This is a genomic window from Cupriavidus sp. BIC8F (assembly GCF_032465815.1).
GTDB classification, from domain to species: Bacteria; Pseudomonadota; Gammaproteobacteria; order Burkholderiales; family Burkholderiaceae; genus Cupriavidus; species Cupriavidus necator.
The window spans coordinates 206604-233478 of record NZ_CP136096.1; the positions used below are offsets into that span (position 1 = coordinate 206604).

The window sequence follows — 26875 nt, forward strand, 5'->3', positions numbered from 1 at the left end:
CGATGTTGATAATGCTGCTCGTGGAGCGCGCCATGCCTACGGCAGCATCATCGTCCAGCGAAGTGCGGCAACACCTCGGGGGAAAGGAAAGCCATGCGGGTGCTTGTGGTGGAGGATGACAGCAAGGTGCGTGGCTTTGTTGCTGGGGCGCTCAGGCAAGCGGGCTTTGCCGTGGATCCGGTTGGCGATGGCCAGGACGGGCTGAATCTGGCCCTCGCAGCCTCCTATGATGCCGCCGTCATCGACATCATGCTGCCACGCCTGGACGGCTTGACGCTCATCGAGGAATTGCGCCGCAACCAGGTGACTACCCCCGTCATCATCCTCAGCGCCAAGCGCTCGGTCGACGACCGAGTCAAAGGTCTACAAATGGGAGGCGATGACTACCTGACCAAGCCCTTCTCGCTGAGCGAACTGCTCGCGCGCATCCAGGCGCTGATCCGGCGTTCCGCTGGTGGGATTGCAGAACCCACCCGCTTGGTTGTGGGGGAGATCGTCCTGGATCTGCTGGCACGCGAAGCCCGGCGCGCAAACCAAAGGCTCGATCTGCAGCCGCGCGAACTTTCGCTTCTCGAGTACCTGATGCGCAATGCCGGCCGCCCCGTTTCCAAGGCCATGATCCTGGAGCATGTCTGGGACCTCAGCTTTGATCCGCAAACCAACGTCGTCGATGTATTGGTGTGTCGCTTGCGCAACAAGCTAGACCGCGACTTCCCCGACAAGGTCATTCATACCATCCGCGGGGTGGGCTATGTTCTCAAGGCCCCTTAGCGCCTACCGAAAGGATCTTGGCTTTCGGTTGACGCTCTGGTTCTCGGCGTTCTTCATTCTGGGCACGCTGTGCCTCTTTGCGCTGGCCTATTTCCTTCTCGCCACCTCTCTGCGCGAGCAGGATCGCCACAGCGTTGACGAGAGGGTTCGTCAATTGGTGGCCCAGTATCAGGCGACGGACCTCACACGGCTCAAAAACCAACTGACCCGGGAGGCACGACTACGCAGCACGAAGCCCTTCTTCATCCGCATCGCTGGACCGCGAAATACCACGGTGTTCATGGAGATACCCGACCAGTGGGCGGAATTCGACGTGGGCCGGCTCGAGCACGCGCCCCTGGCCGATCCGGCGCCACTGATTCGGCTGCCGGCAAAGGACGACGAGGCAATACTCGAAATTGCCTCCCGGCGGCTTCCCGATGGCTCTTTGCTGCAGGTCGGCAAGAGCACGGAGGAGCGCGATAGCTTTCTGGAGCGCTTTGTCTGGGTCGTCGCCAGCGTGGCCATTCCGGTGTTCATGCTGGGCCTACTCGGCGGATCGTTCCTGGCCGTGCGTGCCTTGCGACCGATTCGCAGGCTGATTCAGACCGTCCGGGAAATCGATGCGGGTGCCCTGGATGCGCGGGTGCCCCTCTTGCGCACCGGCGATGAGTTGGACGAACTGGGCACACTTTTCAACGGCATGCTGAACAAGATCGCGGCACTGGTCCGGGGCATGCGCGAAGCGCTTGACAACGTGGCCCACGACCTCCGCACTCCGGTGGCGCGATTCCGTGGTACTGCGGAAGTCGCCTTGCGGTCGGAACCGAAACTGGAAGTCTACCGGGAAGCACTCGCTGATTGTGTCGAAGAGTCGGACCAGTTGCTCAGGATGCTGAACACACTCATGGACATTTCGGAGGCGGAAACCGGGACGATGAGACTGGAGCTCGACAGCGTGAGCCTTCCACCGTTGATCAACGATACCGTCGAGCTCTACCGGTATGCCGCCGAAGAAAAATCAATCACCATCTCAGCCACCATGCCGCAAGAGATGCGCGTGCTGGCTGACCGTAACCGCCTGCGCCAGGTCCTGGCGAATTTATTGGACAACGCGATCAAATACACCGAGCCAGGTGGGCACGTCGCAGTCCGTGTTGCGCTTCACGACCAGGCTATCGCCATCAGCGTGACCGATACCGGGATCGGCATGACCCCCGATGAGCTGTCGAGAATCTGGGCTCGCCTGTATCGAAGCGACCGCAGCCGTTCGCAGCGCGGGCTGGGATTGGGGTTGAGCCTCGTCAAGGCGATCGTTGAGGCGCACCACGGCCATGTGGAAGCGTCGAGTGCGTTGGCCGCTGGTTCCGTCTTTCGCATCTTTCTTCCCCAGGCACCTGGGGATGACCGCTAGCGTGGTTGGGCCGGCCGGCGCCAAGCTTTCCAAACTGTAACGTTCGGGCAAGGTTCCAGCAGGGTAGCAGGCCTAGGCTAAGAACCACAAAGGTTGGCCAATCGGTGCGGGAACCAGACGGCGCTGCCCGGAACAGAGCCCGGCCGGATGACTTCATTGGAGGACAATCAGCCATGATCAGAAAGCCAACGATGGGAACGGTGGTGGGCGCATTCGCCGTTGGATTCGGCCTGCTCGGTGGCGGATACGCAGTAGCTGCCGGCGGCACGCAGACGCCCAGTTACAGCTCCAGTATCAAGGTCGACAACCACGATCACGGGGAGAAGGCGGAGGCCGCCAGACTCGCTACCTTGGCCCGCATTGACGCGGTGACAGCTACCGCAGCCGCCTTGGCGAAGGTGCCAGGGACGGCGCACCGGGTTGCGCTGGACAACGAGAATGGCAACCTGGTCTACAGCGTTGAGGTCAAGACGCCCGCTGGCGAACTCAAGGACGTAAAGGTTGACGCCGGCAACGGACAAGTCCTGCACGTGGATACGGGCGGCGACGAAGAGGACGAGGAAAGCTAGCAGTCCGCCGGCGCGTCCCCGCGCTTCCCCAGCCGGCATTGTGGAGGGGAAGGATCGGGTGCTGACTGCGTTCCCAATGCACTCATTGATACGACCCATGAGAGGACTTGAGATGATCAAACCGTGCTTATCCGGTTAGCTCCCAGACCTACTAGATGTAGTGGGTAGCGATTTTTTGGCATAGAGCTCGGCATAGGTCGGCGCGGTGACGTCACCAGCGATGCCGAGCAGGGAGCGAAACGCGTTGAAGGGATAGAAACGGCGGTTGAAGCGGAAGGTGAATTCGTTGAGATAGGCTTGTAGGTGCTGCGGGCTGACACCGTGATGACTGCCGCGCAGCCAGGTCTTGAGATTGGAGAACACAAGGTGAATGATCGGCAGGAGGGTTTCGGCCACTTGCATGTCACCACGCTGCGCGATGGCGATATGGCCATAGCCGCGCTCGCCCAGCTTGGCATAACCGCTCCAGTCGTCGGTGATGATGGTTGCGCCGGGTGCAACGGTACGCTCGATGAATCCGCCAAGCGACCGGGCGCTTCGGTCAGGAACCAGAGCGAGCCGAACTCGTCCGGCATACCGTGCGCTCTTGCGTTTGTTGCGGCTGCCGGCAAGCTTGCGTTGCCGAACCTCGACAGCGCCGGCCACAAGAACCATGTCGTGCACGCCCCTGCCTTTGCCGCGAGTACGCCCACCGACGTAGGTCTCATCGGCCTCGACGTGTTCCTCAGGCTTGCCGCCGATCCGATCCTGGTCGGGGCGCACCATGCCGGCGCGCAACTTGTGGAGTATCTGGAAGGCGGTCTCGTAACGCGACAGGCCGAGTTGGCGCTGGAACTGAACGGCCGACATGCCAGGCGTCTGACTGGCGACCAGATACGCCGCCCAGAACCAAACCGACAGCGGTGTGTGCGTGCGCTCCATGACGGTGCCAGCGGTGAGGCTCGTGTCGCGTGTGCAATGGCGACAACGGAAAACGCCGGGGCGATTGGCAAAGCGGTACGGCTCATCAAGCAAGCCACAGTGGCCACAAATGAACCCATCGCTCCATCGAGCGCGCTCAAGGTAGGCCATGCATGCCGCTTCGTCTGGAAACATCTGCTGAAACTCCGGCAGCGAGCCCGGAAACGGCAGATCGCTTCGGTCAAGCACGTCAATAACCATGGTTGCCCCGGGTAGGCACAGATGACCAACATACTATCGGTAGGGGGCTTGGGAGACAACCGGATAAGCACGGATCAAACTACTATCGAGTCTATTTGCTGCGGCCTTTTCGGCCTTCACGTTCTCTGCCGTGGCGGCCGACCCAGGCGCTTCCGGAGTGGGTGCCGAGTCCCCCAAGATGCAAACCGCCAAGCCAGTCAAGAAGCACGGCATGGAAAGCAGGAAGCACGAGATGAAGGAAGAGAAGGCGGAAAACAAGAAGCACGAAATGAAGGAAACCAAGCAGCAGGGTAACTATTCAGCGGGCATGGGCGAAAGCACGTTGCCGGTGAACGCGTGAGCCAAGGCTTCAAAGAGAGGTCGGGACTGCTTGCGCAGGGTGGCGAGGTAGGAGCGGATGGTGCAGAACGCGTCGAGACCGTTTTGGCTGCGGAAGCAGCCAGAGACTTTCTGCTTGAGCTTGGGCATGCGGATGTCGCGCTCGGCCAGATTATTCGTAAATGGCACCCGATGATCGGCAATAAAGCGCCAGACCTGGTCGGCATGACGTTCCAGACGCGCCAGCAGATTGAACGCAGGGCTTTGCTTGATCTTGCCTCGCTGCTTTGCCTGCGAGGGGGCACGCTGCTGCTGCGGATTGAGTCTACGGCCTTCGGCAATCAACTTGCTCGAACGCTGCCGGTAGTAACTTTGACGCTGTTTGGGCAGGCTCTGCGCACCCTGGTCGATACTGCGGCCGACCTCGCCGCACGCTTGGCGCAGCAGCTCAATCAGCTTTGCGGCCCAGGGCTGCTGTGTGGTTTCCGAGATGAAAATCAGCTCGCGCAGGTGATGGGCGTTGCACAACGCGTGCTCGCATTCATAGTGCGCATAGGGGGCCCAGCCGTCATGCACGGCAACGCCCGTGAACGCCGGGAGAATGCCGTGACTGTCCATGGCCTCTTTGCCCCGCTTCTGATGCGCGCCCAGCCAGCTGAGCATCGCCGTCGATACGCTATGCAGCCAGTGAAGCTTGCCTGCCACGTGCACCCCCGATTCGTCGAAGTGTGCCACGGTCGCCTCCTGCAACGCCTGCCTGATCTGTGCAACGGCAGGCTTGAGCGCAAAGGCGGCTTCGTTGATGCAGTTCTGGACTGTACCTGTGCTCAGCCGCACACCGAACAGATCGGCCAGCGCCTGGGTCGTACGGTCCACCGGCAGCTGCTGATATTGCGTCAGGTACACGACTGCCGCCTTGATCTGCGATCCGTACTGCGCCGCCTGACTCACGCCTGCGGGGAACGCTGCGCGATGCACCTTCCCGCATCCGCACTGTGCCCGCTCGACGCGATGCTCGGTCACTTCAAAGCGGATTGGCGGCAGGTCAATGACCTGCCGCGATTCGGCCAATACCGACACGTCCTCGCGGGCAATCGGCTGACCACAAGCGTCGCACAACGGCGCAACCGAATGGATTTCAACGTGATCAGGCTGCTCAACGCGCTTGAGCGTGTTGCCCTTGTGGCCGGGCTGACCACCGGCCTTTGCTTTGCCACGCTCGCGCAGAGACTTCGGCTTGCGGCGCAAGCCATCCGACGATGGCGGCTTGGAGATATTGTCAAATCTGGTGTACGAGGGCTGATCGTGGCCGGCTGTCAGGCGGCGAGTTTCTGCTGAACCGGCGGATTGTCATGCGCCGGAGTTCCGTCCTTGAAGGGAACGCCCTTCAAGAGCAGTTCGATGTGTTCGGCACCGTTGATGCGGCGCCAGGTTTTCTCGGCTTCCTCGATCAGCTTGAAGGCCAGGCCAAGGAAGGTCGCTCGGGACACGCAATTGCGCGTGCGCGTCGTGCGGTGACGCACGGTCGCGAAGGTTGATTCAATCGCATTGGTCGTGCGGATGTGCTGCCAGTGCTCGGCCGGGAAGTCGTAGAACGTCAGCAGGCTGTCTCGATCTTTGGTGAGCACGCCGGTGGCCTTGGGATACTTGGCGCCGTAGATCGTTACAAAGCGATCGAAGGCGGCATCGGCATCGGCCCTGGTGGCTGCCATCCAAATCGCCTGCAGATCTGCCTTGGCGCGGCCATGCTGGGATTTTGGCAAGGCGTTCAGGACATTGCCCATCTTGTGGAACCAGCAACGCTGGGTACGCGTGGCCGGGAACACCTCTTCCAGGGCAGCCCAGAATCCCATGGCGCCATCGCCGACCGCCGCCAGCGGGCCAGCCTGCAAGCCGCGGGATTTCAGGTCCAGCAGGACTTCCACCCACGATGCCTTCGATTCCCGATAGCCGTCACCGATCGCCACGCGCTCCTTCCTGCCGTCGGGCGTAACGCCGATGATCACCAGCAGGCATTGCCCGTCCGAGCCTTCGCTGCGCAGACCCGTATGGATGCCGTCCACCCACCAATACACATACCGCGCCGCTGACAAATCACGCTGATTCCAACTCGCATGCTCGTCTGCCCACTGCGCCTTCAATCGGCTCACCACGTTGGCCGATAGCCCTTTGGCATCCTCGCCCAGCAGCACCGACAGCGCCTCGCTCATGTCGCCTGTCGAGACTCCCTTCAGGTACAGCCAGGGCAGCGCCGCACTCACCCGCGGCGACTTCCTCACATACGGCGGCACGATCGCCGAGTTGAACTTCACGCCGGAACCGGACCGGTCGCGCACCTTGGGCACCTTCACGGCAATCGGTCCGGCGCCCGTCAGCACCTCCCGCTCCGGGAGGTAGCCATTGCGAACCACGGCGCGCTGCCCGCTCAACGTCTTGACGTTACTGAACTGCTCAAGCAGCTCTGCCAGTTCCACTTCGATCGCCTCCTGGATGACCCGCCGGGCCCCGCGCCTGATCAACTCCTCGAGCCCAAGCCCGATTTCCGATAGACCGACTGCTTCTTTACCCTTATCCTTGCTCATGGTGGTGGACTTTTTTTGTGCTGGTTTCCGATCTCGACAATCAGATTCTCAGCGAAAAGCTCCACCGCCCTCGACTCCGCGCCTCAAATCCCCCGCCGTACACCACTTTCGACTTTAGCTCGGCGGCTTGCTCGAGTTGTGACTGTCCTTCCCGAGCCTTGCCTCCAACTCATCCACCCGCTTCAGAAGCGTATTGACCATTGCGACCAGTTCGATGATGAACGCATCTTTCTGCTCGTGCGTCATCGACTTCAAATCGGGAACCGGCAACTCGGGGGTCTTATTCGACATCCCGACACTATGCCGGGTTCAGCCAATGTTTACAACACCCGCTGAATAGTTACGCAGCAGGAAATGAAGGAAAAGTGAGGCAATGCCCGGTGGCCGGGGGCAGGCCAGATCGGAAGACCAGCCCCCCCGCCGTTCCCGGGCCTATAGTCGCACTTGACTTGGAGGGCTTTCCCATGAAACGCAAGGCACTGGTTGGGCATGCCGCAACCGTCGCGGCATGCCTGGCGACGATGGCTCCCTTGGTCGGTGCTCAACCCAATCTGCCGCCCGTCAGGGCACAAGGGACGGTGCGCTACGTCACCGGCGGGATCGGCCTCGACGAGGCTGACGCCATCAAGCAAGCCGCCGCCCAGTACCCGCTCGAGCTGCAGTTCTATCGGAAGGCGGTGCCGCGGGACGAGTACCTGTCCGACGTGAAAGTATTGATCAAGGATGAGGCCGGCAAGGAGTTCCTGGCGACCACTTCCGAGGGTCCCTTTCTGCTGGCCAAGCTGCCCGAGGGCAGGTATCGCGTCAGTGCCGAACGGCACGGCATCGCGAAGCAGCGCGTGGTGCAGATTCGGGCCAGCCAGCATCAGCGATTGATCTTTGAGTGGCAGGAGTAGGGATCAGTGGGGATCGATGATGCCGAATGGCAAGGTGTTTGCCCGGATGATGCGGGGCCCACTTCGGGCAACTCGTCGCCGTCTCACCCGGTCCCGCCCACTTTCGCCAGACCAAGTGCGCGCGCCATGGATATCGCAGGCTTGATTCACAGCTACGGCTACCTGGCGGTATTTGCGGGGACCTTCCTGGAAGGGGAAGCGATCCTGGTGATGGCGGGCTTCGCCGCCCAGCGCGGCGACCTCGCCCTGCCGACGGTCGTCTTGGTTGCCCTCCTTGCGAGCTTCCTGGGTGACCAACTGTATTTTCATGTGGGTCAGCGGTATGGCGCATCCCTGATGAAGCGATTTCCGTCCATGCAACCCTCAGTGGCGCGCACAACAGCGTTGCTGCATCGACACCATGTCCCGCTCATCCTGGCCGTTCGATTCATGTATGGCCTGCGCATCGTCGGGCCGATGGCCTTAGGCATGAGCCAGGTGCCGCGGTCCCGCTTCTTTGTCCTCAACCTCGCCGGTGCCGTGGTCTGGGCCATTGTGATTGGCGCAGCGGGTTATGCCTTGGGCCACGTGCTGGAGCAATGGCTGGCGAACTTCGCTCGTTACGAGCCCTGGGTGCTAGGCGCAATCTTGTGCTTGGCGCTTTGTTGCCACTTCCTTGCACGCCGGCGTCGAGGATAGGCGCAGTCCAGGAGCGCAGCCAACTTCCGCATTTGCAAATTGAGCCGCGACAGTCAGAGAAAGGAGTCACCATGCAGGGCACCATCAAGAGCGCCTTCCCAACGGCCCCCATGATTGTCGTTGCCTTGGTTGCACTGCTGGGCGGTGCGCAAGGTGTTGGCACGCCGGCGAGCGCAGCGCAACGGCCGGCCGCGGCGGAGAAATCCCCGCCGGGCGACATCCCGGACTCCCAGGTGTTCATCACTTATGCGTCGCCCTTGGGCTTCGCGCTGAAGGTGCCCGAGGGATGGGCGCGAACGGAGCGCCAGGACGGCGCGAGGTTCGCGGACAAATACAACGCGATCGACATTGCGGTCGCCACCAGGCCCACCGTGCCCACGGCGGCATCCGTGGCCGAACATGAGGCGGTGGAGCTGGCCAGGCTCGGGCGCGCAGTCAACGTACAGGCAATCCGGAACGTGACGCTGCAGGCGGGGCCGGCAATCCTGATCGTCTATACCTCGAATTCCGAACCCAACCCGGTCACCAACAAGCCATTGCGCGTCGAGAGCCGCCGCTACCTGATTCAACGTCACGGCAAGCTGGTCACGCTGGATTTCTCTGCACCGCTGGGAGCCGACAATGCCGATCAATGGAAGCTCATGTCCAACTCGTTCCAGTGGCGCTGACCTTCTGCCACTGTTGACAGCCGTCGAACTCTACCGCTTCTACCATCGCGGCGATGACGAGACCGCCGCCTTGCGGGGCATCTCTCTGCAAATGCGGGCAGGAGAATTCGTTGCCTTGTTGGGTCCGTCCGGGAGTGGCAAATCCACGCTGCTCGCCTGCCTCGCTGGACTGGACGAACCCGACGGCGGGTATGTGGAGGTGATGGGGCGGCGCATGTCGCGACGGCCCGAAGCAGTGCGTGCCGCCTTGCGCGCGCGCCACCTTGGCGTCCTGATGCAATCGGCGAACCTGTTCGAACACCTGACGGTTGAGGGCAATGTCCGGCTGCAGATGTCGCTGGCGGGACAAGTCGACCGGCGGGGAATCGAGCTCCTGCTCGAAGGCATGGGCCTGACAGACCGCCGCCTGGCACGCCCGTCGCAGCTATCGGGCGGCGAAGCGGCGCGCGCCGGGTTGGCGGTTGCCTTGGCGGCCAACCCCCAGGTGCTGCTGGCGGACGAGCCCACGGCGGAAGTCGACTCGGCAACCGAGGCCAGGATCCTGCGCCACCTGGCCGATCACTGCCACGCCGGGCGAGCCATCCTGGTGGCCACCCATAGCCAGGCGCTTGCGTCGCATGCCGACCGCCTCCTCGTAATCCGGGATGGACGCCTCATCGATGCCTGATACGCTCATCGAGGCCCAGGCAATCGGCCGGACCTACCGACAAGGCATGACCTCGGTCGACGCGGTGGCCGCTGCCACCTTTCGTCTGCAGTCAGGAGACCGGGTCGCGCTGGTGGGGCGTTCCGGCAGCGGAAAGTCGACGCTGCTGCATCTCATGGCCGGACTCGAGATGCCGACCAGCGGCACCATCGCGTGGCCGGCGCTGGGCAGCGCCGAGACGCTGCTGCCCGAGAAGATTGCACTGGTGTTTCAGGCGCCGAGTTTGCTCGATCCTTTGACGGTGGGTGAAAACGTCGCGTTACCGTTGCTGCTGGGCAAGCGGCCAGGCGATATCGACCGGGCCGTGCGCGACGCGCTGGCGACCTTCGGGCTGGCCGACCTGGCGCGCAAACTACCCGAGGAGCTGTCGGGAGGGCAGATGCAACGGGTCGCCATGGCACGGGCGATCGCAGGACGGCCACGCGTGGTGTTGGCCGACGAACCCACTGGCCAGCTCGATCAGCCGACGGGTCGCGCTCTGCTCGATGCGCTGCTGGCGCACCTCGCCGGCACCAACGCCGCGCTGGTGGTCGCCACCCACGATGCATTGGTGGCGGCGCGTATGGAGACGGTCTGGCAGATGGCGCGCGGTCATCTGACCGAAGGCGCCAAGACGGCGGAGGGCACATGATCGGACTCTGGCTTTCCGGTCTCATCAAGGCGCGCGGTGCACGGCTCGCCGGTACGGCGGCGGGCATTGCAATCACCGTCGCGCTGCTCGCTTCATTGGGTGCATTCCTGGCCCAGAGCACCGCTTCCATGACGCGCCGCGCCATCGCCAGCGTGCCGGTCGATTGGCAGGTGCAGCTTGTCCCCGGTACGGCCATGCCTGCGGTCGTCGCGGCGATGAAAGGCGCCACGGCGGTCGCGAAGCTGCAGACGGTGGGCTATGCCGAGGTGGACGGCTTCGAGGCCCAGGCCGGCGGGACCGTGCAGACGACGGGCAAGGGCAAGGTGCTTGGCCTGGAGGCCTCCTATGCGCATGACTACCCGGCGCAGTTTCGCCAGCTGCTCGGTGGCCTGGAGGGCGTCCTGGTCGCGCAGCAAACGGCAGCCAATCTGCATGTGACGGTAGGCGACGCCGTCACGATCCTGCGTGTCGGCCTGCCGCCGGCCGAACTCAAGGTCGCGGGGATCGTCGATCTGCCGAATGCCGATTCGATGTTTCAGGCGGTTGGGGTGCCGCCCGGCGCCGCTCCGCAAGCGCCACCAGATAATGTGCTGCTAGTGCCGATGCGCGCATGGCATCGCCTCTTCGACCCCCAAGCAGCGATCAGACCGGATTCGGTGCGCATTCAGTTGCACGCCAGGCTGTCTCACGCCAGCCTTTCCGGCGATCCGCAGGCGGCGCTGACTGCGGTCAGGGGGGCCGCGAGGAACCTCGAGGCGCGCATCGCGGGCAACGGGCTCGTTGCGGACAATCTGGCAGCGCGCCTCGACGCGGTACGCAGTGACGCCTTGTACGCCAAAGTGCTCTTTCTGTTTCTTGGCGCACCGGGGGTCTTCTTGTCCGCGTTTTTGACGATCGCGGTGATGGCATCCGGTGCCGACCGGCGGCGACGCGAGCAGGCCCTGCTGCGCATTCGCGGGGCCTCGACCGTCCAAATTATGCGGCTGGCGGCGGTCGAGGCGACATGTGTTGGACTGTGCGGCGCGCTTGCCGGCCTTATCCTCGCCGCGCTCTTGTCCACGACGCTACTCGGCGCCGATCATGTCGATGCCTCTGCCGTGCGCTGGGGCGTGTGGGCGGCCATGGCGGGAATGCTCCTGGCCCATGCCGCGCTTCTTGCCACAGCCTGGGTCGATGCCCGACAGGCGACCGTCACGGTGGCGCGGATGGCGATTGGTCGGGATCGCAGCGGGCTCTGGCGGCGGGCCGGTCTCGATGTCATCCTGCTGGCCTTGTCGGCCCTCATCTTCTGGAAGACGTGGAGCACCGGGTATCAGGTGGTACTCGCTCCCGAGGGAACGCCTTCGGCCTCGATCGACTATCCGGCCTTTCTCGCCCCCGTTTTTCTGTGGCTGGGCCTGGGCCTGCTGACGGTCAGGCTTTGCCAGGCCGGACTCAAGCGCGGCCGTGAACGGCTTGCCAAGGGGCTACGCCCGCTTGCCGGGGCGCTGGCCGGGGTCGTTGCCGCGGCCATCAGCCGCCAGCGGCGCCGCCTGACGCAGGGCATTGTCCTGGTCGCGCTGGCCTTTGCCTTCGCGACGTCAACGGCGGTCTTCAATGCCACCTACCACGCGCAGGCGCGCATCGACGCCGAACTCACCAATGGTGCAGATGTGACCGTCACGGGTACGACGCAGGTGCCCGCGTCACTCAAGCTCAACGAGCTCGCCGGCCTCGCCGGCGTTACCGCCGCCCAACCGATGCAGCACCGGCTTGCCTACGTCGGCACCGATTTGCAGGACCTGTATGGGATCGACGCGATGCACATCGCGGCAGCGACAAGAATATCGGACGCCTACTTCCAGAGCCGAGATGCCAGCGCAACGCTGGCTCTGCTCGCGCGTACGCCAGATGGCATTCTGGTGTCGGAAGAGACCGTCAGGGATTTCCAACTCCGCCTGGGCGACGAACTCAACTTGCGGCTGCAGAGCGCGAAGGACCATCAGTATCACATCGTCAAATTCCATTTCATTGGCGTGGTACGCGAGTTTCCAACCGCTCCCCGAGATTCCTTCCTGGTTGCCAATGCAAGCTACGTTGGGCGTCAAACCGGGACCGAGGCTGCTGAAATCGTGTTGCTGAAGACGTCCGTGAACCCGGCGCAGGTCGCGTTCGCCGCGCGGGCCATGGTCGTGCCATTCCCGGGGATAAGGGTCACCGACGTCAATCAAACGCAGCGGCTCATTGGCTCAAGCCTTACCGCGGTCGACCTCGCCGGGCTGACGCGACTGGAGCTGGGGTTCGCCGTTGTCATGGTGGTCGGTGCGACCGGTTTGATCCTGGCACTCGGCCTTGCCGACCGGCGGCGTACCTTTGCCATTCTCTCCGCCCTCGGCGCGAAGCCTCGGCAACTCGGTGCCTTTCTGTGGTGCGAGGCGCTACTACTGGTTCTTGCTGGGACCACCGTTGGCACATTCAGCGGATTCGCACTGGCCTGGATGCTGGTCAAGCAATTGACCGGCGTCTTCGACCCGCCGCCAGAAGTTCTCACGGTGCCGTGGGCCTATCTGGCTACCGTGGTCGTTGTCGCTCTGGTCTCTGTCACTTTCGCCGTGATCGGCGCCACTCGGGAAACACGCGTCCCGGCAGTACAACGAATGCGCGAGATTTAACATGGAGCTGCCATCAGCCATGTCTTTGCTGGTACCGCATCGAGTGCTTCGCTTCGTTACTGGGCTGGTGGGCAAGTCGTTGCTGCGCATGTCCCGCGGGCAGGCCATGGCGGCGACACCCTTGGCGTCGAGCTCGGTGCCATGTGCGAGCAGCGCGGCGTAGAGCGTGATCAGTTCGTGCGCGTCCCCGGCCTTGCGCGCCAGCAGCACTTCGCTGAAATTGGTACGGGCATCCATCTCGAGAATCATGTCGGAAAACTGCGCGTTGCCGATTTCCTTGAAGAGCAGATCACGGGTGCGCGTGGGGATGCCATCGCTTTCCGCCGCTTCGAGTGGTGACAGATGCAGCACGCCGTTCGTGTCGATCGTGACGTGGCCTGCTACACGCGCCTCATCCAGTGCCGCGAGGCCTGCCTTCAGGTGATCCATGAGGGGATTGAGGTAGGTGTCCGCCTGGTTCGGCAAGCCAAGCGTGGACAGATACCGGTCGCGCTCAGAATCCCACTGAGCCGGCGGGATCAGCAGCTGATCGCGTTCGCGAAATGACAGGCTATGGCTGATCCACACGGTGCCGCGGCGCAGCCCCTTACGCAGGCCCGTGATCGCGCAGGCTTCCATCGCGCGCAACGCGCGCTTACGGTCTTCGCCGTCGACCAGGTCACGCCAGCTCGCGCCCACCGACACATTGCAATCGGGCGGCAATTCCGTCGCACCTTGGTCGTGCAGACTACCGATGAACTCAAGCTGCCGCAGGGCCGGATCGGTGCCGTTGCTGGCAAATTCCAACTCCCGCAAGGAAGTCAGGAGGTTGCGGATACGGTGGTGGTCTTCCGTGAGCGTTTCGCGCACGCTGGCGGCGTGGCTTGCCGGATAGGCCTTCAAGCAGCTTGCCGATGTCGGCCAGCCGTTCGTCGGCCGAGCGGCGGGTATCGTCAACCAGGGCCTTGATCTCGACCATTTGCTGCCGGGATTCGATCGCCGAGCGCGCTTGCTTCGTCGTGGTCTTGTTGTAGGCCTGCCGAACCAGGTCGGAGACGCGCCGTCCGGTTTGGTAGAGCATCGCGTCCGTCAGCTCCAGCAAGGTCACACGCAGGAAAAACACCAGCTCAATCGTACGCGTGGAGGTCTTCAGTTCGCGGACCTTGGCGGGACGGCGAGCCTGGATACGCTGGCCACAGGCGCGCTGTTTCTCGATCGGAATGGCATCAAACGCCCAAGTATGCACGCCGAGGCCCTTCAGGAAGCGGATCTTGGCCAGCGTCTCGTTCATAGTTGAGGGGCTGTGCCGTGCTGGCGGGGTCTTGAGCCATTCCAGCACGGTCGCCCCCGCTGTCGCATGGTGGGCGAACACGGCAGCTTCGGCTCCTGCTATCTGCGCCAGGGGGACGACCGCCTCAATCGTCACCAGCAAATCTCGCTCGATGCCCGCCCAAATTGAACGAGCCAGACTCAGCAGCGCTCGTGTGGAAGGAATCAGAATCCGCCGCTCATACAGCCAGTAGTGGGCGTGCTGGATCAACTCCTCAAGGGACAGCGATTCGGCGGCATCTTGCCGCATCCAAGCTCCGAGGCCTCTCCAGTGATCGTCATCGATTCGTGTCAAGCCGAGGTATTGGCAGGCCCAGACCTGGTGTTCATACAGCGTCGGATATCGCTGATAGATGGTGCGCAGCGAGGCGATCGTCGGAGTTGGTAACCCAAGCTTTTCGCCCACGTAGCGCAGAAGCTGACGGGGAAGTGTGTTCAGTTGGTCAAGGGTACGGCCACTTGCCCGCAGAAATGCCAGTTGGATGGCGGCTCCGGCACGGCCGGCACGCCGAAATTTCTGGTTGATTGCGGCAACATCGCTGTCGGTCAGCGCGAAATAGTACTCGACATCGAATTCCGACAATCGAGAAGGCAAGCTGTCTTTTCCCACATAACGAAATTCCAAGCCCGGCATCTTCCGCCCCCATCCAGGTGACACGATCCGAAATCGCGGGCGGACATGGTACTCCCGAAGTCACTTGAGGGCAGCAGGCAGCCTTCTGCTTTGCCCGGAGCGTCTTATAAAGAAAGGCTTTGCGGGGAAACCGTAAGATTTTACTGAGATGGACCCGGCGCCTCCCTCGGAGGACACTGTCGGCCTAACCTGACACGTGGAGGTTCATCATGGAAATCGACATCCTCGGCATCGATCTCGCCAAACATGTGTTCGTGCGACCTGCAAGTCGCGTGAGTCTCTGTTTCACTGGAGCAGTTATGACCTCTCAACTTTAGACATTCAGGCCCGCTCAACGAGCGGGTTGGAAACGGATTCAAGAAATCGAAAAATGCTTGACATGGGGCAATGATCGTGTGGCCGCCGCGCTGCTTGCGCGGGTTTTAGCGCAAGCAGCGCGGCGGCCAATGAGGATCGTTTTCGGTCCTCTTGCGATTGCCCATGTCTTTGTCCAACCGTGTACGACTGTGTCTGTCCGAATGGATCAACCTCCTGCTTCTGGCCGTGCCGATTCGCTCTCGCGCGAGCTTTATCGAACTGCTGTGCGGCTGTATGGTTTCGCCAGAAGGCTGGGTGACGCGCGCTATCAGCGCCATCGCGCGACGCAGGCACTGGACGACCTACTACAAGCTTCTCGAGCGCGGCAGCTTGCGCACCGTGCGTTTGGCCCGCCGATTGTTCTTGCTGGTGCTCACAGTGCTGCCATGCGATGTGCTGACATTGGTCATCGACGATACGCTGGTGCCGCGCTCCTCGGAGCAGGCGCCCGGTTGCGCGTATCGCCACGACCACAGCCGAAAGATCAATCGGCCGCAATTCATGCGGGCCCAGTGCTGGGTCACACTGGGCGTGAGCGCGCTGGGCAACGGAGGGGGAAATCTGGTGCTGCCAATTCTCTCGCGGCTGGTGCCAAACGCCGGCAACCGCAACAAGCTGAAGATTGCGCTGGTGCTGGTCCGCTCTCTGGCAGGGGTGGCCAACAAGCCGGTGCGCGTACTGTTCGATTCGTGGTTCATGCGCGCCCGCCTGGTATTGCCTTTGCTGCGCAGACAAATGCATGTGATTGGACAGGCGCGCATCGACACCGCACTGTTTCTCGTCCCGCCACCGCCAACTACACCCAGACGTGGTCGCAAGCGCATCTATGGCGAGCGCCTGAATGCCGAGGCCATCGAAGCACTGCCCGCGATCGAACTGCGCATGCCGCTCTATGGCAAAGACCAGCAGGTTCGCCTGCGCTCTGCCGAGGCCCGCGCTCGCTTCCTCAAGGGCGCGTTGGTGCGTGCCGTCTGGTGCCAGTTCTTCGATGCGAAGAAACAGGTCTGGACCAAGCCCCGTCTGCTGCTCGCGACCGAAACGGACTTGAGCGCCGAGGAGGTCGTGCAGTTGTACGCGCGCCGCTGGGGCATAGAACCGCTGTTCCACAATCTCAAGCGCTGGTTCGGCGTGAGCAATCTCTGGCAGCAAACGCGCACCGTGCTGGAGTTGTGGATGCAAATTCGCTCGATGGCCTGGACTTTGAACCAACTGCTGAGTCTGGTGCTTGCCGAGACCTTCCCGATGGACTCGGTCGCACCATGGCGCGTGAATCAGCCCGTCACAGCCGGCCTGGTCATGCAGTGGCTGCGCATGGAATTTACTGGACTTGCGTTTCGCGATGGCCTGAACCGCAAGTCCCAGAAATTCCAGTGGCCGACGCCACGCAACGACACGCGACCGACCTCGTAGGACTGCCCGCGCGCGCTTCTGACGGCGTCTCATTGCTGTTTCCATTGCCAAATCGCGTCGTTAACGACCACCATCGCAGCCGGCGAGGCGGCCGTTCGCATGTCTAATGTTGAGCCAATGTTTCCGAGTAGACACGGGCGTTACCGCCCGCATCCCTCACAGACCCCAGCGAGCCCAATTAAGGCACTAGGTTCTTCATCGTCCAGATTCGCTCACGGACTTGCCTTCTTGCGATATGGGTGAATGATTCTGGCCTTCGGCAGTGGAAACCTGTTCAGGATTTCCCTGAACGCTTTCCAGGTGATGTAGCTTGCATTCGACCTTCGTGATAACCACTTGCGCCAGAGAATCTTCACCTTGAATTTCAGGGCCGAGAGTCGCTGGAAGTTACCACTGATGCCAAAGTAGGCGAAATGCCCATTTAGCATTCGGCAGATCCGCTGGTGTTGCTCGCGTATCGGCCAATGCCGCATTGCTCTTATCTGCTCATTGAATGCCTTGTGTGCGCGTGCCACGCGGTCTTTCGCGGTCAGTTGCCTCACCACAGGTTTGCCAAACCGCGACTTCACCCATGTATGAACGAACCCAAGGAAGTTGAACGTCGTTGCTAATGCCTTTTCCCGGCCATCGCCCACTGACTTTGGCTTGAACCGGAAGTCGACCATTCTCGTCTTGTCCGGATGAAGTTCCAATCCGTACTTCCCCATTCGCCTGCCGAGCACCTCCAAAACACGCTCTGCGTCGTCCCTGTATGCAAACAGCATCACAAAGTCATCGGCAAAACGCACCAGATTGCCCGGACCGCGCAGCCTTGGCCGCACCACCTCCACAAACCATTCGTCCAGCACGTAGTGCAGATAAACGTTACTGAGCATTGGTGAAATCACACCACCCTGGGGCGTACCGGCTTCGGGATACGACAGTTGCCCCTGATCCAGCACTCCCGCCTTTAGCCATTTATCAACCAGTTTCCTCACCACCCCATCCGTGATTCTTCTGGCCAGAAATTCTCTCAGCTTGGCCCGATCGATGCTGTCGAAATACTTTCGTACGTCCACGTCGAGCACCCATCGCCCACCCCGCATCACAATTGCCTCCTTTATCGCTTCCAGTGCTCCATGCGCGCTACGACCCGATCTGAACCCGAAGGAACAGTCCATAAAGTCCTGCTCGTAGATCGGCTCCATCAGCATCACAACGGCACGTTGAGCTACCTTATCTTCAAAAGAAGGAATACCGAGTCCACGCAGGCTTCCATCGGCTTTTTCGATGAAATGCCGACGAACTGGTGGTGCCCGGTAACTGCCCGACTTGAGCCGGTTGATCAGGCTGAGAAGATTTTGCTCCAGGTTGGCAGCGTAATTTTCCCCAGTCTGGCCATCCACGCCAACCGCACCATCCTTGCGCGTGCAGTCGTAGGCGTATTTAACCCACTCGTAGTCGAGGTACTGATTTAGCGACGTGAGTGCCATTGCCGGATTGCTCCTTGCCAGCATGGCTATCCGTTCCTGTTTCGTTGACACGCTTTCCGGTTTCAATGTACCTCCCGTGTTTCCCGTGAACGGTTCTGTAAAACAACGATGATGCCTCCCTTCCCTCGACCGGGTCCGCCTGAACAGCGTTCCCCGGCGTCAACGGTACTACGAAGGCACTAAGACTTCCTGTAGCGAATACGGAGTCACTTATTTATTCGCTCCTCCGCCCCAATCCGTTCTTGCATGTTCGCTCCCTTGCCGTGCAAGCCCCTGCAAGAGCCCGGCCCGTTTATAGCCTCGTGCCATCGGCTTCTCAGATTGGTCGACTACAGGATCTCCCAGGTTTCTGGAGATTCCATCCTGTACCTTTGCCCTGCTCTCAGACCCCGGCCGGTCTGTTTGGTCTCACCATGTCGACCAAACAGTGCAGTCCCCATTGTTGTAAGAATGAAGACACCCTGCGCTTAGGATATCGAGGCTCAATCACATGGCTTTAGTACCTGCTGCTTACGCTTCAAGTAGTGCGTTACCGCACTCGCATGCAAAGCTCGCTTCGCGGCTGCTGGTTAGGCTTTGCCGGGAGGGAGTCGAACCCTCTGGAATCCAACGAATGGTTTCCGCCCATACTTCGGTACTTCCCCCATTCCCAGTCTTATCCTGGCGCTATACAACCCCACCCGCTATGTCATTGACCGTAAACGACTTTCTGCGGAGGACCAGCCTTCAGGAGTTGTGTGTAATGAGGTGCCTATAAGGAACTCATGTCCCAGAAGCAGGCCCTCGAAGCCCAACTGGAAGAGGTACGCGCTAATGAAGTGGCAGGCGTCATCGAGAAGATTCAGACCCTGATGGCTGAGTATGGCTTGACGGTCGAAGACATTTCCAAGCGCCGTCGCGGCCGTCCAGCGGGCAGCGGTGCAAGCAAGCCGAAGTCGGAACTGCCCCCTAAATACCGTGACCCCAAGACCGGGAATACTTGGTCCGGCCGTGGTCGCCAACCGGCCTGGCTCGGTAAGAACCCCAAGAGATTCCTGATTGCAGAAGAAGCCTAAAAGCCTCAGCTTCTGCACCTCGGAATAGAATTCGCCCCTGCCCGCAATGCAGGGGTTTCGTTTTTCTGAGAGCAGCACCATGTCCTCTGAAGCGATTCACGCCGAGATCATGCTTGCCCGGCCATACCTGATTCCTCGCGAACGCACAGAGAAAGGGATAAGGAATGGGTATTCTTATTGGCTGCAGGTTCGACCCAGCAAGGAACTGCGAGTTATCCGACTTTCGCAAGAAGGCGGTAGCTACGAGCTCGAGCGTTCAGCCAGCGAGCGCAAAACACGAGAGAAGGTACGACAGTGTTTCTCCGGCTCAGTATCCGAACTCCTGGCCATTATCGATGAGCAGGTTGAAATCAGAAAACAGTCGCATTAGGCACTTTTTCTAACAGAAGGGAAACCCCCGCATCGCGCAAGAGCCCAATGATTCCATGTGCCCCACCTTCGAACTCGACGAGCGGATCACGGCGGGGCACCAGAGGTCCCCTCACACGGTGCCCTGCGCCAGGGCGGCTTCCCCGCGGCCCAGCGTACCTGTTTCTGCGGACAGCAAGTCGAGGTCCTTGCTACGCCGAATCGTCGACTGGCCGGCTCCAGTGCCGTCCGCGAAGCCGCGCTCGCACTGATAGCTGGTGAGGCGCGCCATCACACATGAGCTGCCGTGCAAGCTATCAGTAACCGCCAAGCTCTCCGTGCACACAATCGCTCCCCCATTGAGTAAGTGCAGAGGCGAAAAAAAGAACCCGCGCCACCGGGGGTGGGAACGCGGGCGGTAGCAGGACTGCTCAGGCAGCAGCATACGGTGAAGTAAGCGGGACTTAACACAGGATTTGATGGCGTTTTCGGCCGCAATTCTGTGTGGCTGGCAACGCTTCAGAGTCGCGCGCCGCACGCATGAGTCCTACGAGGGCGGATAAGTTAGCCGAGCGTGTCCTACGGTCAGATAGGCCTTTATCGGCCTGGAGCGATTAGGCTAGCGATCTGACGGCGATGTGCGGAGCGCGAGCCGGCCCTCGATGTAGTCACTGCTTCAGGCAAATGATTACCCCGAAAGGAGAGGGTAAGGGCCGGCGGGCGACGAGTCGACGCGGCGACCAGCCTCGAAGCCGGCGCGCCAGGCTTGCGCGCCCAGAGCGACAGCGGGCGGCGTTGGCCATTGCTTCAACAGGATCGAGCAGCAGAGGGGACAGCCGTCGCATCAGACGTGCAAACTGGAGACCACCTGCGCGGGCACCAGAATCCAGCCAAGCACGTTGCGGCAATGCCGGTTCGGTCTCCGGGGGAGCCGGGCAGATACTGTATGTTTATCCAGTATCAGCGCGCACCGCACGACGCGACGGCCTCGCCCTTTAGTTTATTATCATACTCTGATAAGATATGGCATGACACGTGACCCAAGCTTGGACAATTTACTCGCTCTGGATGGCGAGAGTTTCACCGTTGACGCCGATGGGGCATGCTGGGTCAAGTTTGAAGCGAGGACTTGTGCGGTGTCGCCCGAACGGCCGCATGGCATCAAATATTCGCTGACGTTGCACGACGCGGCTGGGCTGCGCCTCTTGGGCTTTGACAATGCCCATTCCATCGTTGAGGGCAACGGCCCTGGGGCGCGCACTCGAATCGAGTACGACCACAAGCACGCCGGCGAGCGCGTGCGGTTTTACGACTATCAGGATGCGGGCACGCTTGTCTCCGATTTTTGGGCGGAAGTCGACAATATCCTGCAGCAAAGGAGTAGCGGATCATGAGCAGATTGAAAATCGGCATTGCGTCACTCGAGGACTACAAGGCGCGCACGATCGCCATTGCGCGGGGCCAATATAAACCAGGTCCTGACGAGCCCAAGGTCTGGTTCCAATCGCTCGACGTGCTGGCCAAAGTGCTGTCGCCCGCCAACCGCGAACTACTCACGCTCATCAGCCAGACGCACCCTGAGTCCCTCGACGAGTTGGCTGAGAAAACCGGACGCGCGATTTCGAACCTGTCGCGTACGCTACGCACCATGGAACGCTACAACTTGGTGCGCCTCGAGGCCGGACCGCGCCGCCGCTTGGCACCGCGGGTGGACTATGACGGCGTGGAGCTCGATCTGGATTTTGATTTCACCCCCGGTCGCAGCGCGCCGTCGTCGACCGATAGCCTGCTGTCGGCGTAGCAAGGCGGCGCGACACTGGGGTAGGCAGTCATCCTAGGAAAAACGCCGACCGGCGCTTGCTGAGTCACGCCAGTGGTGTGCCGTGCCTGCCACCAGCGCGAGCGCTCCCGTGCACCAGCAGGTCGTCCTCATGGGCGCGACAAAATTCTGCAAAAACCAATCCGTGCAAACCAACGGGAGGCGTCGGTTTGCATAATTTTGTTCCTGCTGGTCGCCCGCCAGCTGGCCGTTTCCGAGGCACCAGGAACAATTTTATGCCAAGGAATTTTGCAGAATATTGTTCCTCCAGTCGACGTTTTGAGCAATTTTGTTCCTTATCCCAACGGATCGGTCAGTCGCTGCGTGGCCCACTGAGGCTTGCGAAGCCGCGGACGCGCGCCGTCAGGGGCGCCGTGTGCGCCCCCGCGCAAGCACGGTGCCAAGCCGGCGGTATGGCGGTGAGGCTGGAAGGGGGCGGCCGCCACGTGTCAGGCCTCCTTCCCGTGCCGCTCCTTGGTCTGGCCCATGGGGCAAGGAACAAACTTTTGCAAAGTTCGGGAACAGTTTTCTGCAAACCAACGGCTGGATCCAGGCGGAGATGGCCGACTACGGGCTGACCATGGAGGAGTTGGCAGCGGCGGGGTGCTTCGATCCACCGCCCCCGCCGCCCCCTCCACCACCGCCGCCTCCACCCGCGCCCCTGCCAGTGGTCTGCTACCGGAACGCCGCGGGGCAGAGGTGGGACGGGCAGGGCGAGATGCCGGACTGGCTGCGGCGGGCGGTCAATGCGGGGCAGTCGGTGGAGTTTTTCCGGGTTGGATAGTCCCGCAGATAAATTCGGCCCTCTGTCCAACCGCAATGTGACGAGGGCTATCGTTCCACCCCGCCGATATCCTCCGGCGGGCAAGCCCCAGACCCCGCCACGCAACGTGGCAACAGTTCCATATGGGGGTAATCGTCCTTCGCGTGCAAATTGATACCGTCGAAGAGGAAATGTTCCGCTACATCAATGACTTGTGATAGCCCTCGGTACGTTCTCAATAAAGCGGGGCAAACGGCGGCAGCCACTCAGGTGGAGAGAGATGCGCTGTTCGAGGACTTGGGGAAGGAGGGGAATGTGATTGGTGTGTGAGATGCGGTCGGCCAGGTAGTCCCAGAACGAGATTCCCAGCTTTCGACAGGTCTTCTTCAAGCTCGAGAAGGTGTCACGGCATTGACGACCGAGTTCGCTGCGCGTGCCGCCACTGATCTTCTGCTTTTTCACGTGATCGCGAATGTCCCGTTCGCTGTCGTTCGTGTGCTGTGGCGCGACAATCTGGATGAGAGACGCGCGACAATCAAGATGAGAATGTCGCGGTGGGGTTGATGATGCCGATGTTGATTGACGCTGGCAAGCGTTTATTGATTGACGCGCAGTTTTTGATTGACGCTGGCAAGCGTGTTGCGCGCGACAATCATGCTGAGAACAGTTCGTCAGTCGTTGAGGATAACTGTGTAACGCGTGACGGTGGATCTGGGCACACGCCTGACGCTGTCGCGTTTAATCTCGATGAGCCTTATCGGAGTGTCGCTGGCATCCAATGCCGCCAGGCCGTCGCCGAGCATGAGCATGAGCATGAGCATGAGCATGAGCATGAGCAGAAGCAGAAGCAGAAGCAGAAGCAGAAGCAGAAGCAGAAGCAGAAGCAGAAGCAGAAGCAGAAGCAGAAGCAGAAGCAGAAGCAGAAGCAGAAGCAGAAGCAGAAGCAGAAGCAGCAACGTAACGCGTTACGCGCAGGTATTCTGTGCCGCGCGACAATCAAGATGAGAATGTCGCGGCGAGGTTGATGATGCCGATGTTGATTGGCGCTGCCGCGCGTCAATCAGGATGAGAACGGCGCGTGAGTCGGTGAGGGCGATTGCGTAACGCGTGACGATGGCTTGGAGCACGCGCTTGACGCTGTCGCGTTTGATCTCGATGAGCATTGTGGAATGTCGCTGGCATCCAATGCCGCCAGGCCGGCGCCGAGCAGAGCCTGCAGTGTAACGCGTTACGATGCAGGCATTCTGTGCCGCCGCGACAATCAAGATGAGAATGCGGCGGCGAGGTTGATGATATCGATGATGATTGACGCCGGCGAGCGTTGCCTGCCTGCCGCGCGTCAATCAGGATGAGAACAGCGCGTCAGTCGTTGAGGTCGATTGCGTAACGCGTGACGATGACTTTGAGCACACGCCTTACGCTGTGGCGTCTGCTCTCAATGAGCCTTGTCGGAGTGTCGCTGGCATCCAATGCCGCCAACCCGTCGCCGAGCAGAGCCAGCAGCGTAACGCGTGACGCGCCGGCTTCCTCACCCGTGGCGTCAATCATGGCCCGTTTGCGGCGTAAGCGGTAAGCGCGTTGCCGTTGTGCGGCAGTGCGTGCGATGGGCTTCGTCGTAGAGCTATCGGATGTATCGTCACGCGTGACGAGCTGCAGATGTGCGTTGTGCTTCATTGCTGATCCTCCGGGCGCGGCGGCACGCCGACGTTGTTTGGTGTCGCGATACTGGCCCGGCGTCCCGGGCCCTGCTGCTTGCGCTCCAGGGCGGTACGCCGACGGTAGCTTTCGACGTTCATTTCAAAGATCGTCGAGTGATGGACCAGCCGGTCAACGGCGGCCACCGTCATGGCCCGGTCGGGGAAGACCTTGTCCCATTCGCCAAATGGCTGATTCGCGGTCAAGAGAAGGGAGCGGTGCTCATACCTCGCGCTGATAAGCTCGAACAGCACCGACGTCTCGGCCTGATCCTTGCTGACGTATGCAAAGTCATCCAAAATAACGAGATCGAAGCGATCCAGCCGGTTGATGGCGGACTCCAGAGCGAGCTCGCGGCGCGCGACCTGCAACCGCTGCACGAGGTCGGTGGTACGCGCGAACAGAACCTTCCAGCCGTTCTCCAGCAGGCTCAGTCCAATGGCCGACGACAAGTGCGACTTGCCTCCCCCAGACGGCCCCAGAAGAATCAGGTTGGCGCCGTTGCGCAGCCAGCCGTCGCCAGCGCAAAGCGCCGAGACGTGCGCCCTGGACACCATCGGCACCGCATCGAAATCGAAGTTCTCCAGCGTCTTGCCCGGCAGCAGCCTGGCGTCCCTGAGGTGGCGTTCGATACGGCGTCGATCGCGCTCGGCGATCTCGTGTTCGGCCAGCGCCATGAGCAGGCGGGCTGCGGGCCAGCCTTCCTTGTCGGACCGGTCGGCGAAGGTTGACCAGATCTGCTTGATGGCGGGCAGCCGCAAATCGTTGAGCAGCAGCGACAGGCGGGTAGCGTCGAATTCGTGGTTCGTGGTTCATGCTGCCACCTCCATTTGCAGGTCAAGCAGGGCCTCGTAGTCGCGCAACGAAACCTGCTGGACGCTCACCTGCGGCATGCTCGCGGGTTTCGCTTCGAAACGAGAACTTAGCGCGTCCAGATCGGGCAATTGCCGATCGGCCAGGCACTGCTGGAGCGCCTGCGCCAGTTGTGCCTCGCAGTTGCGCTCGTGGGCCAGACTGAGCAGTTCGACCATGGTCTTGCATGCCGCGCGCTCCGGGAGCTGCTCGAGCAGACGATCGAAGGTCAATCGATAGGCCTCACGCGGAAAGATCTGATCGCGGTAGACCAGGTTGAGCAGCGCCATGGGCTTGCGGCGCAGCGCGTGGATGATGTGCCGGTAATTGATGACGTGGCCATGCTTGCCATTGGGGCCCGGACGGCCGCGCTGCAGCGTCATCAGGGCCGTGCTGCCCAGGAACAGATCCAGCCGGTCGTCATACAGCCGCACGCGTAGTCGATGACCGATCAGCCGCGACGGGACTGTATAGAACACCTTGCGCAGGACAAAGCCGCAGTTGGGGCCGACGTACACGCGCGTTTCCTCGTAGTCCGTCGTGCGCTGCGGCGGCAGTGGCTGAAGCAGTGGGCGCTCGGCCTCAATGCGCTTGCCATTGCGTGCGTTGATGCGGCAGACGTGCTCGTCGATGAAGCGGCGATAGGTATCGAGGTCATCGAAGTCGTTACTGCCGCGCAGGAGCAACGCATCACGCACTGCGTTCTTGAGGTGGCCATGAGGGCTCTCGATGGAGCCGTTCTCATGGGCAACGCCGCGGTTGTTGCGCGTAGGCTGCATCCCGTAGTGAGCACATAGCGCTTCGTAACGCGTGGTCAGATCGTCGCGCGCTTCGCGTTCGAGATTGCGGAATGCCGCCGACAGGCTGTCGCTGCGATGCTCGAGCGGTGCGCCACCGAGCGCCCAAAGCGCGTTCTGCAGCCCTTCGGCCAGCGCAACATAGCTCTCGCCGCCGAGAATGACGTGCGCATGCTCAAAACCCGAGCAGGCCAGGCGAAAGTGATACAGGCGGTGGTCCAGCGCGACACCCGCCACGGTGACGCCCAGGCTGTCCATCTCGGTGAAGTCGGACAAGCCGAGGCGACCAGGCTCGTGCACCTGACGGAACATGACGTCACGTTCCTCGCCATGGAATGCGCGCCAGTCGCGAATACGCCGCTCCAGTGTGCGACGCACGTTGCCCGGGAGGTCTGGATGGCGCCGCAGCATCTCGTCCAGTACGGCCACGGGCCGGATGCCGGGAGCGGACTGGAGCAGCGGGACGATCTCGGCTTCAAAGATCGCCGCCAGGGGATCAGCACGGCGCCGCGTGCGTGGCGCCTTCTTCTGCGACGGCGGTCGTGGGTCCTGTTCGATGCGATAGGCAGTGGCGGCGCTGAACCCGGCGCGTGCGCCTGCCTTGGTCGGTTGTTCCTTGTGTCTGTACTTCATGTAGAGCCTCATCTGGTGGTCGTTGACGTGACGCCCGGGCACCGTAGCCTCCCGTGAAATGGAAGGCTCCTTCATACCCGATCCACCGCGACCACCTACAAGGCTCCCCGACGACGGGAGGACTGTTCGGCGCGGCGTGGCGGCAGCGGTTCCGGGCTACGCCCTCCACCGCTGCCGCCACGCCAGTTCTCATCCTGATTGACGCGCTGTTCTCATCTTGATTGACGCGCAATAGCTGATGGATATCGACCACTTCAAGCGCATCAATGATCAGCACGGACACCTGGTGGGTGACCGCGTGCTGGCTCATTTCGCACAAACCGTGGGCCGGGCGCTGCGCCACACGGACTATCTCGGCCGTTTTGGCGGCGAAGAGTTTGTCGTGCTGCTGCCCCGTACCGACATGGAGGCCGTGCTTGCCGTGGCCGAACACGTGCGGCAGGCTGTGGAGCAGCAATCGGCCATCGCGGGACAGCCCGCCTGCACGGCAAGCCTGGGGTTGGCCACCATCGAGGCCGGGGAAGCAACCCTTGACGAATTGCTGGCGCGGGACGATTCCGCGCTGTATCGCGCCAAGGCTGATGGGCGCAACCGTGTTGAGGCTGGCTGAGCAAAGGCTCCCTCATTTCAGCGGGCGCCGGTCACTTGCCCGTGGTTGCCGACACGCTGAAGTGAGTTTTTTTACGAGTCAGTCCCACGGCGAACCAC

The 26875-nt window shown here is 61.6% G+C and carries 25 protein-coding genes and 3 pseudogenes; 18 read left to right on the forward strand and 10 right to left on the reverse strand.

Annotated elements, in window-relative coordinates; genetic code table 11:
* Positions 1 to 93: 93 nt before the first annotated feature.
* The 3 genes from RS901_RS35795 to RS901_RS35805 all read left to right on the forward strand — a co-directional run bounded on the left by RS901_RS35795 (position 94) and on the right by RS901_RS35805 (position 2733).
* Positions 94 to 771, forward strand: coding sequence for a response regulator transcription factor (locus RS901_RS35795; protein WP_316157392.1), 678 nt, complete (start codon positions 94 to 96; stop codon positions 769 to 771).
* A gap of 28 nt (positions 772 to 799) precedes the next feature.
* Positions 800 to 2164 carry a HAMP domain-containing sensor histidine kinase gene (locus RS901_RS35800; RefSeq protein ID WP_316157393.1) on the forward strand — a complete coding sequence of 455 codons (1365 nt, stop codon included), beginning with the start codon at positions 800 to 802 and terminating at the stop codon, positions 2162 to 2164.
* Positions 2165 to 2337: 173 nt separating this feature from the next.
* Positions 2338 to 2733: a PepSY domain-containing protein gene (locus RS901_RS35805; protein WP_316157394.1), complete on the forward strand. Its 396-nt coding sequence runs from the start codon at positions 2338 to 2340 to the stop codon at positions 2731 to 2733.
* A 135-nt stretch (positions 2734 to 2868) separates the two neighbouring features.
* Here the strand turns inward: RS901_RS35805 and RS901_RS35810 are convergent, their stop codons facing one another.
* Complete coding sequence (locus RS901_RS35810; protein ID WP_316157395.1) at positions 2869 to 3894, reverse strand: IS1595 family transposase; 1026 nt, start codon at positions 3892 to 3894, stop codon at positions 2869 to 2871.
* 178 nt (positions 3895 to 4072) lie between these two features.
* Here RS901_RS35810 and RS901_RS35815 point away from each other — a divergent pair, with 178 nt between their 5' ends.
* Complete coding sequence (locus RS901_RS35815) at positions 4073 to 4234, forward strand: hypothetical protein (RefSeq protein WP_316157396.1); 162 nt, start codon at positions 4073 to 4075, stop codon at positions 4232 to 4234.
* Here RS901_RS35815 and tnpC read toward each other — a convergent pair.
* The 3 genes from tnpC to RS901_RS35830 form a co-directional block, all read right to left on the reverse strand.
* Positions 4189 to 5460: an IS66 family transposase gene (gene tnpC, locus RS901_RS35820; protein WP_410054254.1), complete on the reverse strand. Its 1272-nt coding sequence runs from the start codon at positions 5458 to 5460 to the stop codon at positions 4189 to 4191. The two genes, RS901_RS35815 and tnpC, sit on opposite strands and share 46 nt — an antisense overlap.
* Before the next feature lie 68 nt (positions 5461 to 5528).
* Positions 5529 to 6794 carry an IS256 family transposase gene (locus RS901_RS35825; RefSeq protein WP_316154236.1) on the reverse strand — a complete coding sequence of 422 codons (1266 nt, stop codon included), beginning with the start codon at positions 6792 to 6794 and terminating at the stop codon, positions 5529 to 5531.
* A gap of 114 nt (positions 6795 to 6908) precedes the next feature.
* Positions 6909 to 7085, reverse strand: coding sequence for a DUF6444 domain-containing protein (locus RS901_RS35830; protein WP_316157397.1), 177 nt, complete (start codon positions 7083 to 7085; stop codon positions 6909 to 6911).
* A 173-nt stretch (positions 7086 to 7258) separates the two neighbouring features.
* On the opposite strand from RS901_RS35830, the gene RS901_RS35835 reads away from it, so the two are divergent.
* From RS901_RS35835 to RS901_RS35860, 6 genes are all read left to right on the forward strand, one after another.
* Positions 7259 to 7690, forward strand: a complete 432-nt coding sequence (locus RS901_RS35835) for a carboxypeptidase regulatory-like domain-containing protein (RefSeq protein ID WP_316157398.1) — start codon at positions 7259 to 7261, stop codon at positions 7688 to 7690.
* A gap of 126 nt (positions 7691 to 7816) precedes the next feature.
* Positions 7817 to 8368, forward strand: coding sequence for a DedA family protein (locus tag RS901_RS35840; RefSeq protein WP_316157399.1), 552 nt, complete (start codon positions 7817 to 7819; stop codon positions 8366 to 8368).
* 71 nt (positions 8369 to 8439) lie between these two features.
* Positions 8440 to 9036: a hypothetical protein gene (locus tag RS901_RS35845; RefSeq protein ID WP_316157400.1), complete on the forward strand. Its 597-nt coding sequence runs from the start codon at positions 8440 to 8442 to the stop codon at positions 9034 to 9036.
* Between the two features lie 4 nt (positions 9037 to 9040).
* Positions 9041 to 9703 carry an ABC transporter ATP-binding protein gene (locus RS901_RS35850; protein ID WP_316157624.1) on the forward strand — a complete coding sequence of 221 codons (663 nt, stop codon included), beginning with the start codon at positions 9041 to 9043 and terminating at the stop codon, positions 9701 to 9703.
* Entirely contained in the window at positions 9696 to 10373 is a 678-nt protein-coding gene (locus tag RS901_RS35855; protein WP_316157401.1) for an ABC transporter ATP-binding protein, read from the forward strand. The genes RS901_RS35850 and RS901_RS35855 overlap by 8 nt, the downstream gene beginning before the upstream one ends.
* Positions 10370 to 13024, forward strand: coding sequence for an ABC transporter permease (locus tag RS901_RS35860; protein ID WP_316157402.1), 2655 nt, complete (start codon positions 10370 to 10372; stop codon positions 13022 to 13024). The genes RS901_RS35855 and RS901_RS35860 overlap by 4 nt, the downstream gene beginning before the upstream one ends.
* Before the next feature lie 105 nt (positions 13025 to 13129).
* On the opposite strand, the pseudogene RS901_RS39050 reads toward RS901_RS35860, so the two are convergent.
* Positions 13130 to 14966: pseudogene (locus RS901_RS39050) on the reverse strand (DUF4158 domain-containing protein); the annotation flags it as partial.
* Positions 14967 to 15446: 480 nt separating this feature from the next.
* Here RS901_RS39050 and RS901_RS35870 point away from each other — a divergent pair.
* Positions 15447 to 16733 carry an IS701 family transposase gene (locus RS901_RS35870; RefSeq protein WP_316150576.1) on the forward strand — a complete coding sequence of 429 codons (1287 nt, stop codon included), beginning with the start codon at positions 15447 to 15449 and terminating at the stop codon, positions 16731 to 16733.
* A 212-nt stretch (positions 16734 to 16945) separates the two neighbouring features.
* On the opposite strand, the gene ltrA is transcribed toward RS901_RS35870, so the two are convergent.
* Positions 16946 to 18229, reverse strand: coding sequence for a group II intron reverse transcriptase/maturase (gene ltrA, locus RS901_RS35875; RefSeq protein WP_316157404.1), 1284 nt, complete (start codon positions 18227 to 18229; stop codon positions 16946 to 16948).
* Between the two features lie 740 nt (positions 18230 to 18969).
* On the opposite strand from ltrA, the gene RS901_RS35880 reads away from it, so the two are divergent.
* From RS901_RS35880 to RS901_RS35900, 5 genes are all read left to right on the forward strand, one after another.
* Entirely contained in the window at positions 18970 to 19260 is a 291-nt protein-coding gene (locus tag RS901_RS35880) for an H-NS histone family protein (RefSeq protein ID WP_316157405.1), read from the forward strand.
* Positions 19261 to 19339: 79 nt separating this feature from the next.
* Entirely contained in the window at positions 19340 to 19630 is a 291-nt protein-coding gene (locus RS901_RS35885) for a hypothetical protein (protein ID WP_316157406.1), read from the forward strand.
* A gap of 1006 nt (positions 19631 to 20636) precedes the next feature.
* A complete protein-coding gene (locus RS901_RS35890) occupies positions 20637 to 21002 on the forward strand; it encodes a toxin-antitoxin system TumE family protein (protein ID WP_316157407.1) in 366 nt (121 codons plus the stop codon).
* A complete protein-coding gene (locus RS901_RS35895; protein ID WP_316157408.1) occupies positions 20999 to 21409 on the forward strand; it encodes a MarR family transcriptional regulator in 411 nt (136 codons plus the stop codon). Before RS901_RS35890 ends, RS901_RS35895 begins: the two co-directional genes overlap by 4 nt.
* A gap of 577 nt (positions 21410 to 21986) precedes the next feature.
* Positions 21987 to 22211 (forward strand): H-NS family nucleoid-associated regulatory protein, encoded by a 225-nt coding sequence (locus tag RS901_RS35900; protein ID WP_316157409.1) that lies wholly within the window; start codon positions 21987 to 21989, stop codon positions 22209 to 22211.
* Between the two features lie 183 nt (positions 22212 to 22394).
* Here the strand turns inward: RS901_RS35900 and RS901_RS35905 are convergent.
* A pseudogene (locus RS901_RS35905) lies at positions 22395 to 22694 on the reverse strand (hypothetical protein); the annotation flags it as partial.
* Positions 22695 to 22963: 269 nt separating this feature from the next.
* On the opposite strand from RS901_RS35905, the gene RS901_RS39005 reads away from it, so the two are divergent.
* Positions 22964 to 23215, forward strand: a complete 252-nt coding sequence (locus tag RS901_RS39005) for a hypothetical protein (protein ID WP_410054263.1) — start codon at positions 22964 to 22966, stop codon at positions 23213 to 23215.
* Between the two features lie 337 nt (positions 23216 to 23552).
* Here the strand turns inward: RS901_RS39005 and RS901_RS35915 are convergent, their stop codons facing one another.
* The 3 genes and pseudogenes from RS901_RS35915 to istA form a co-directional block, all read right to left on the reverse strand.
* The gene (locus RS901_RS35915; protein WP_316157410.1) at positions 23553 to 23864 is read right to left on the reverse strand and encodes a hypothetical protein; all 312 of its coding nucleotides are present in this window, start codon (positions 23862 to 23864) and stop codon (positions 23553 to 23555) included.
* A pseudogene (gene istB, locus RS901_RS35920) lies at positions 23861 to 24679 on the reverse strand (IS21-like element helper ATPase IstB); the annotation flags it as partial. The pseudogene istB and the gene RS901_RS35915, both read right to left, overlap by 4 nt.
* A gap of 18 nt (positions 24680 to 24697) precedes the next feature.
* On the reverse strand, positions 24698 to 26209 hold the full coding sequence (gene istA / locus RS901_RS35925; protein WP_425476463.1) for an IS21 family transposase: 1512 nt from the start codon (positions 26207 to 26209) through the stop codon (positions 24698 to 24700).
* A 196-nt stretch (positions 26210 to 26405) separates the two neighbouring features.
* Between istA and RS901_RS35930 the strand changes: the two genes are divergently transcribed.
* Complete coding sequence (locus tag RS901_RS35930) at positions 26406 to 26777, forward strand: GGDEF domain-containing protein (RefSeq protein ID WP_316157411.1); 372 nt, start codon at positions 26406 to 26408, stop codon at positions 26775 to 26777.
* The last annotated feature ends 98 nt before the right edge of the window (positions 26778 to 26875 follow it).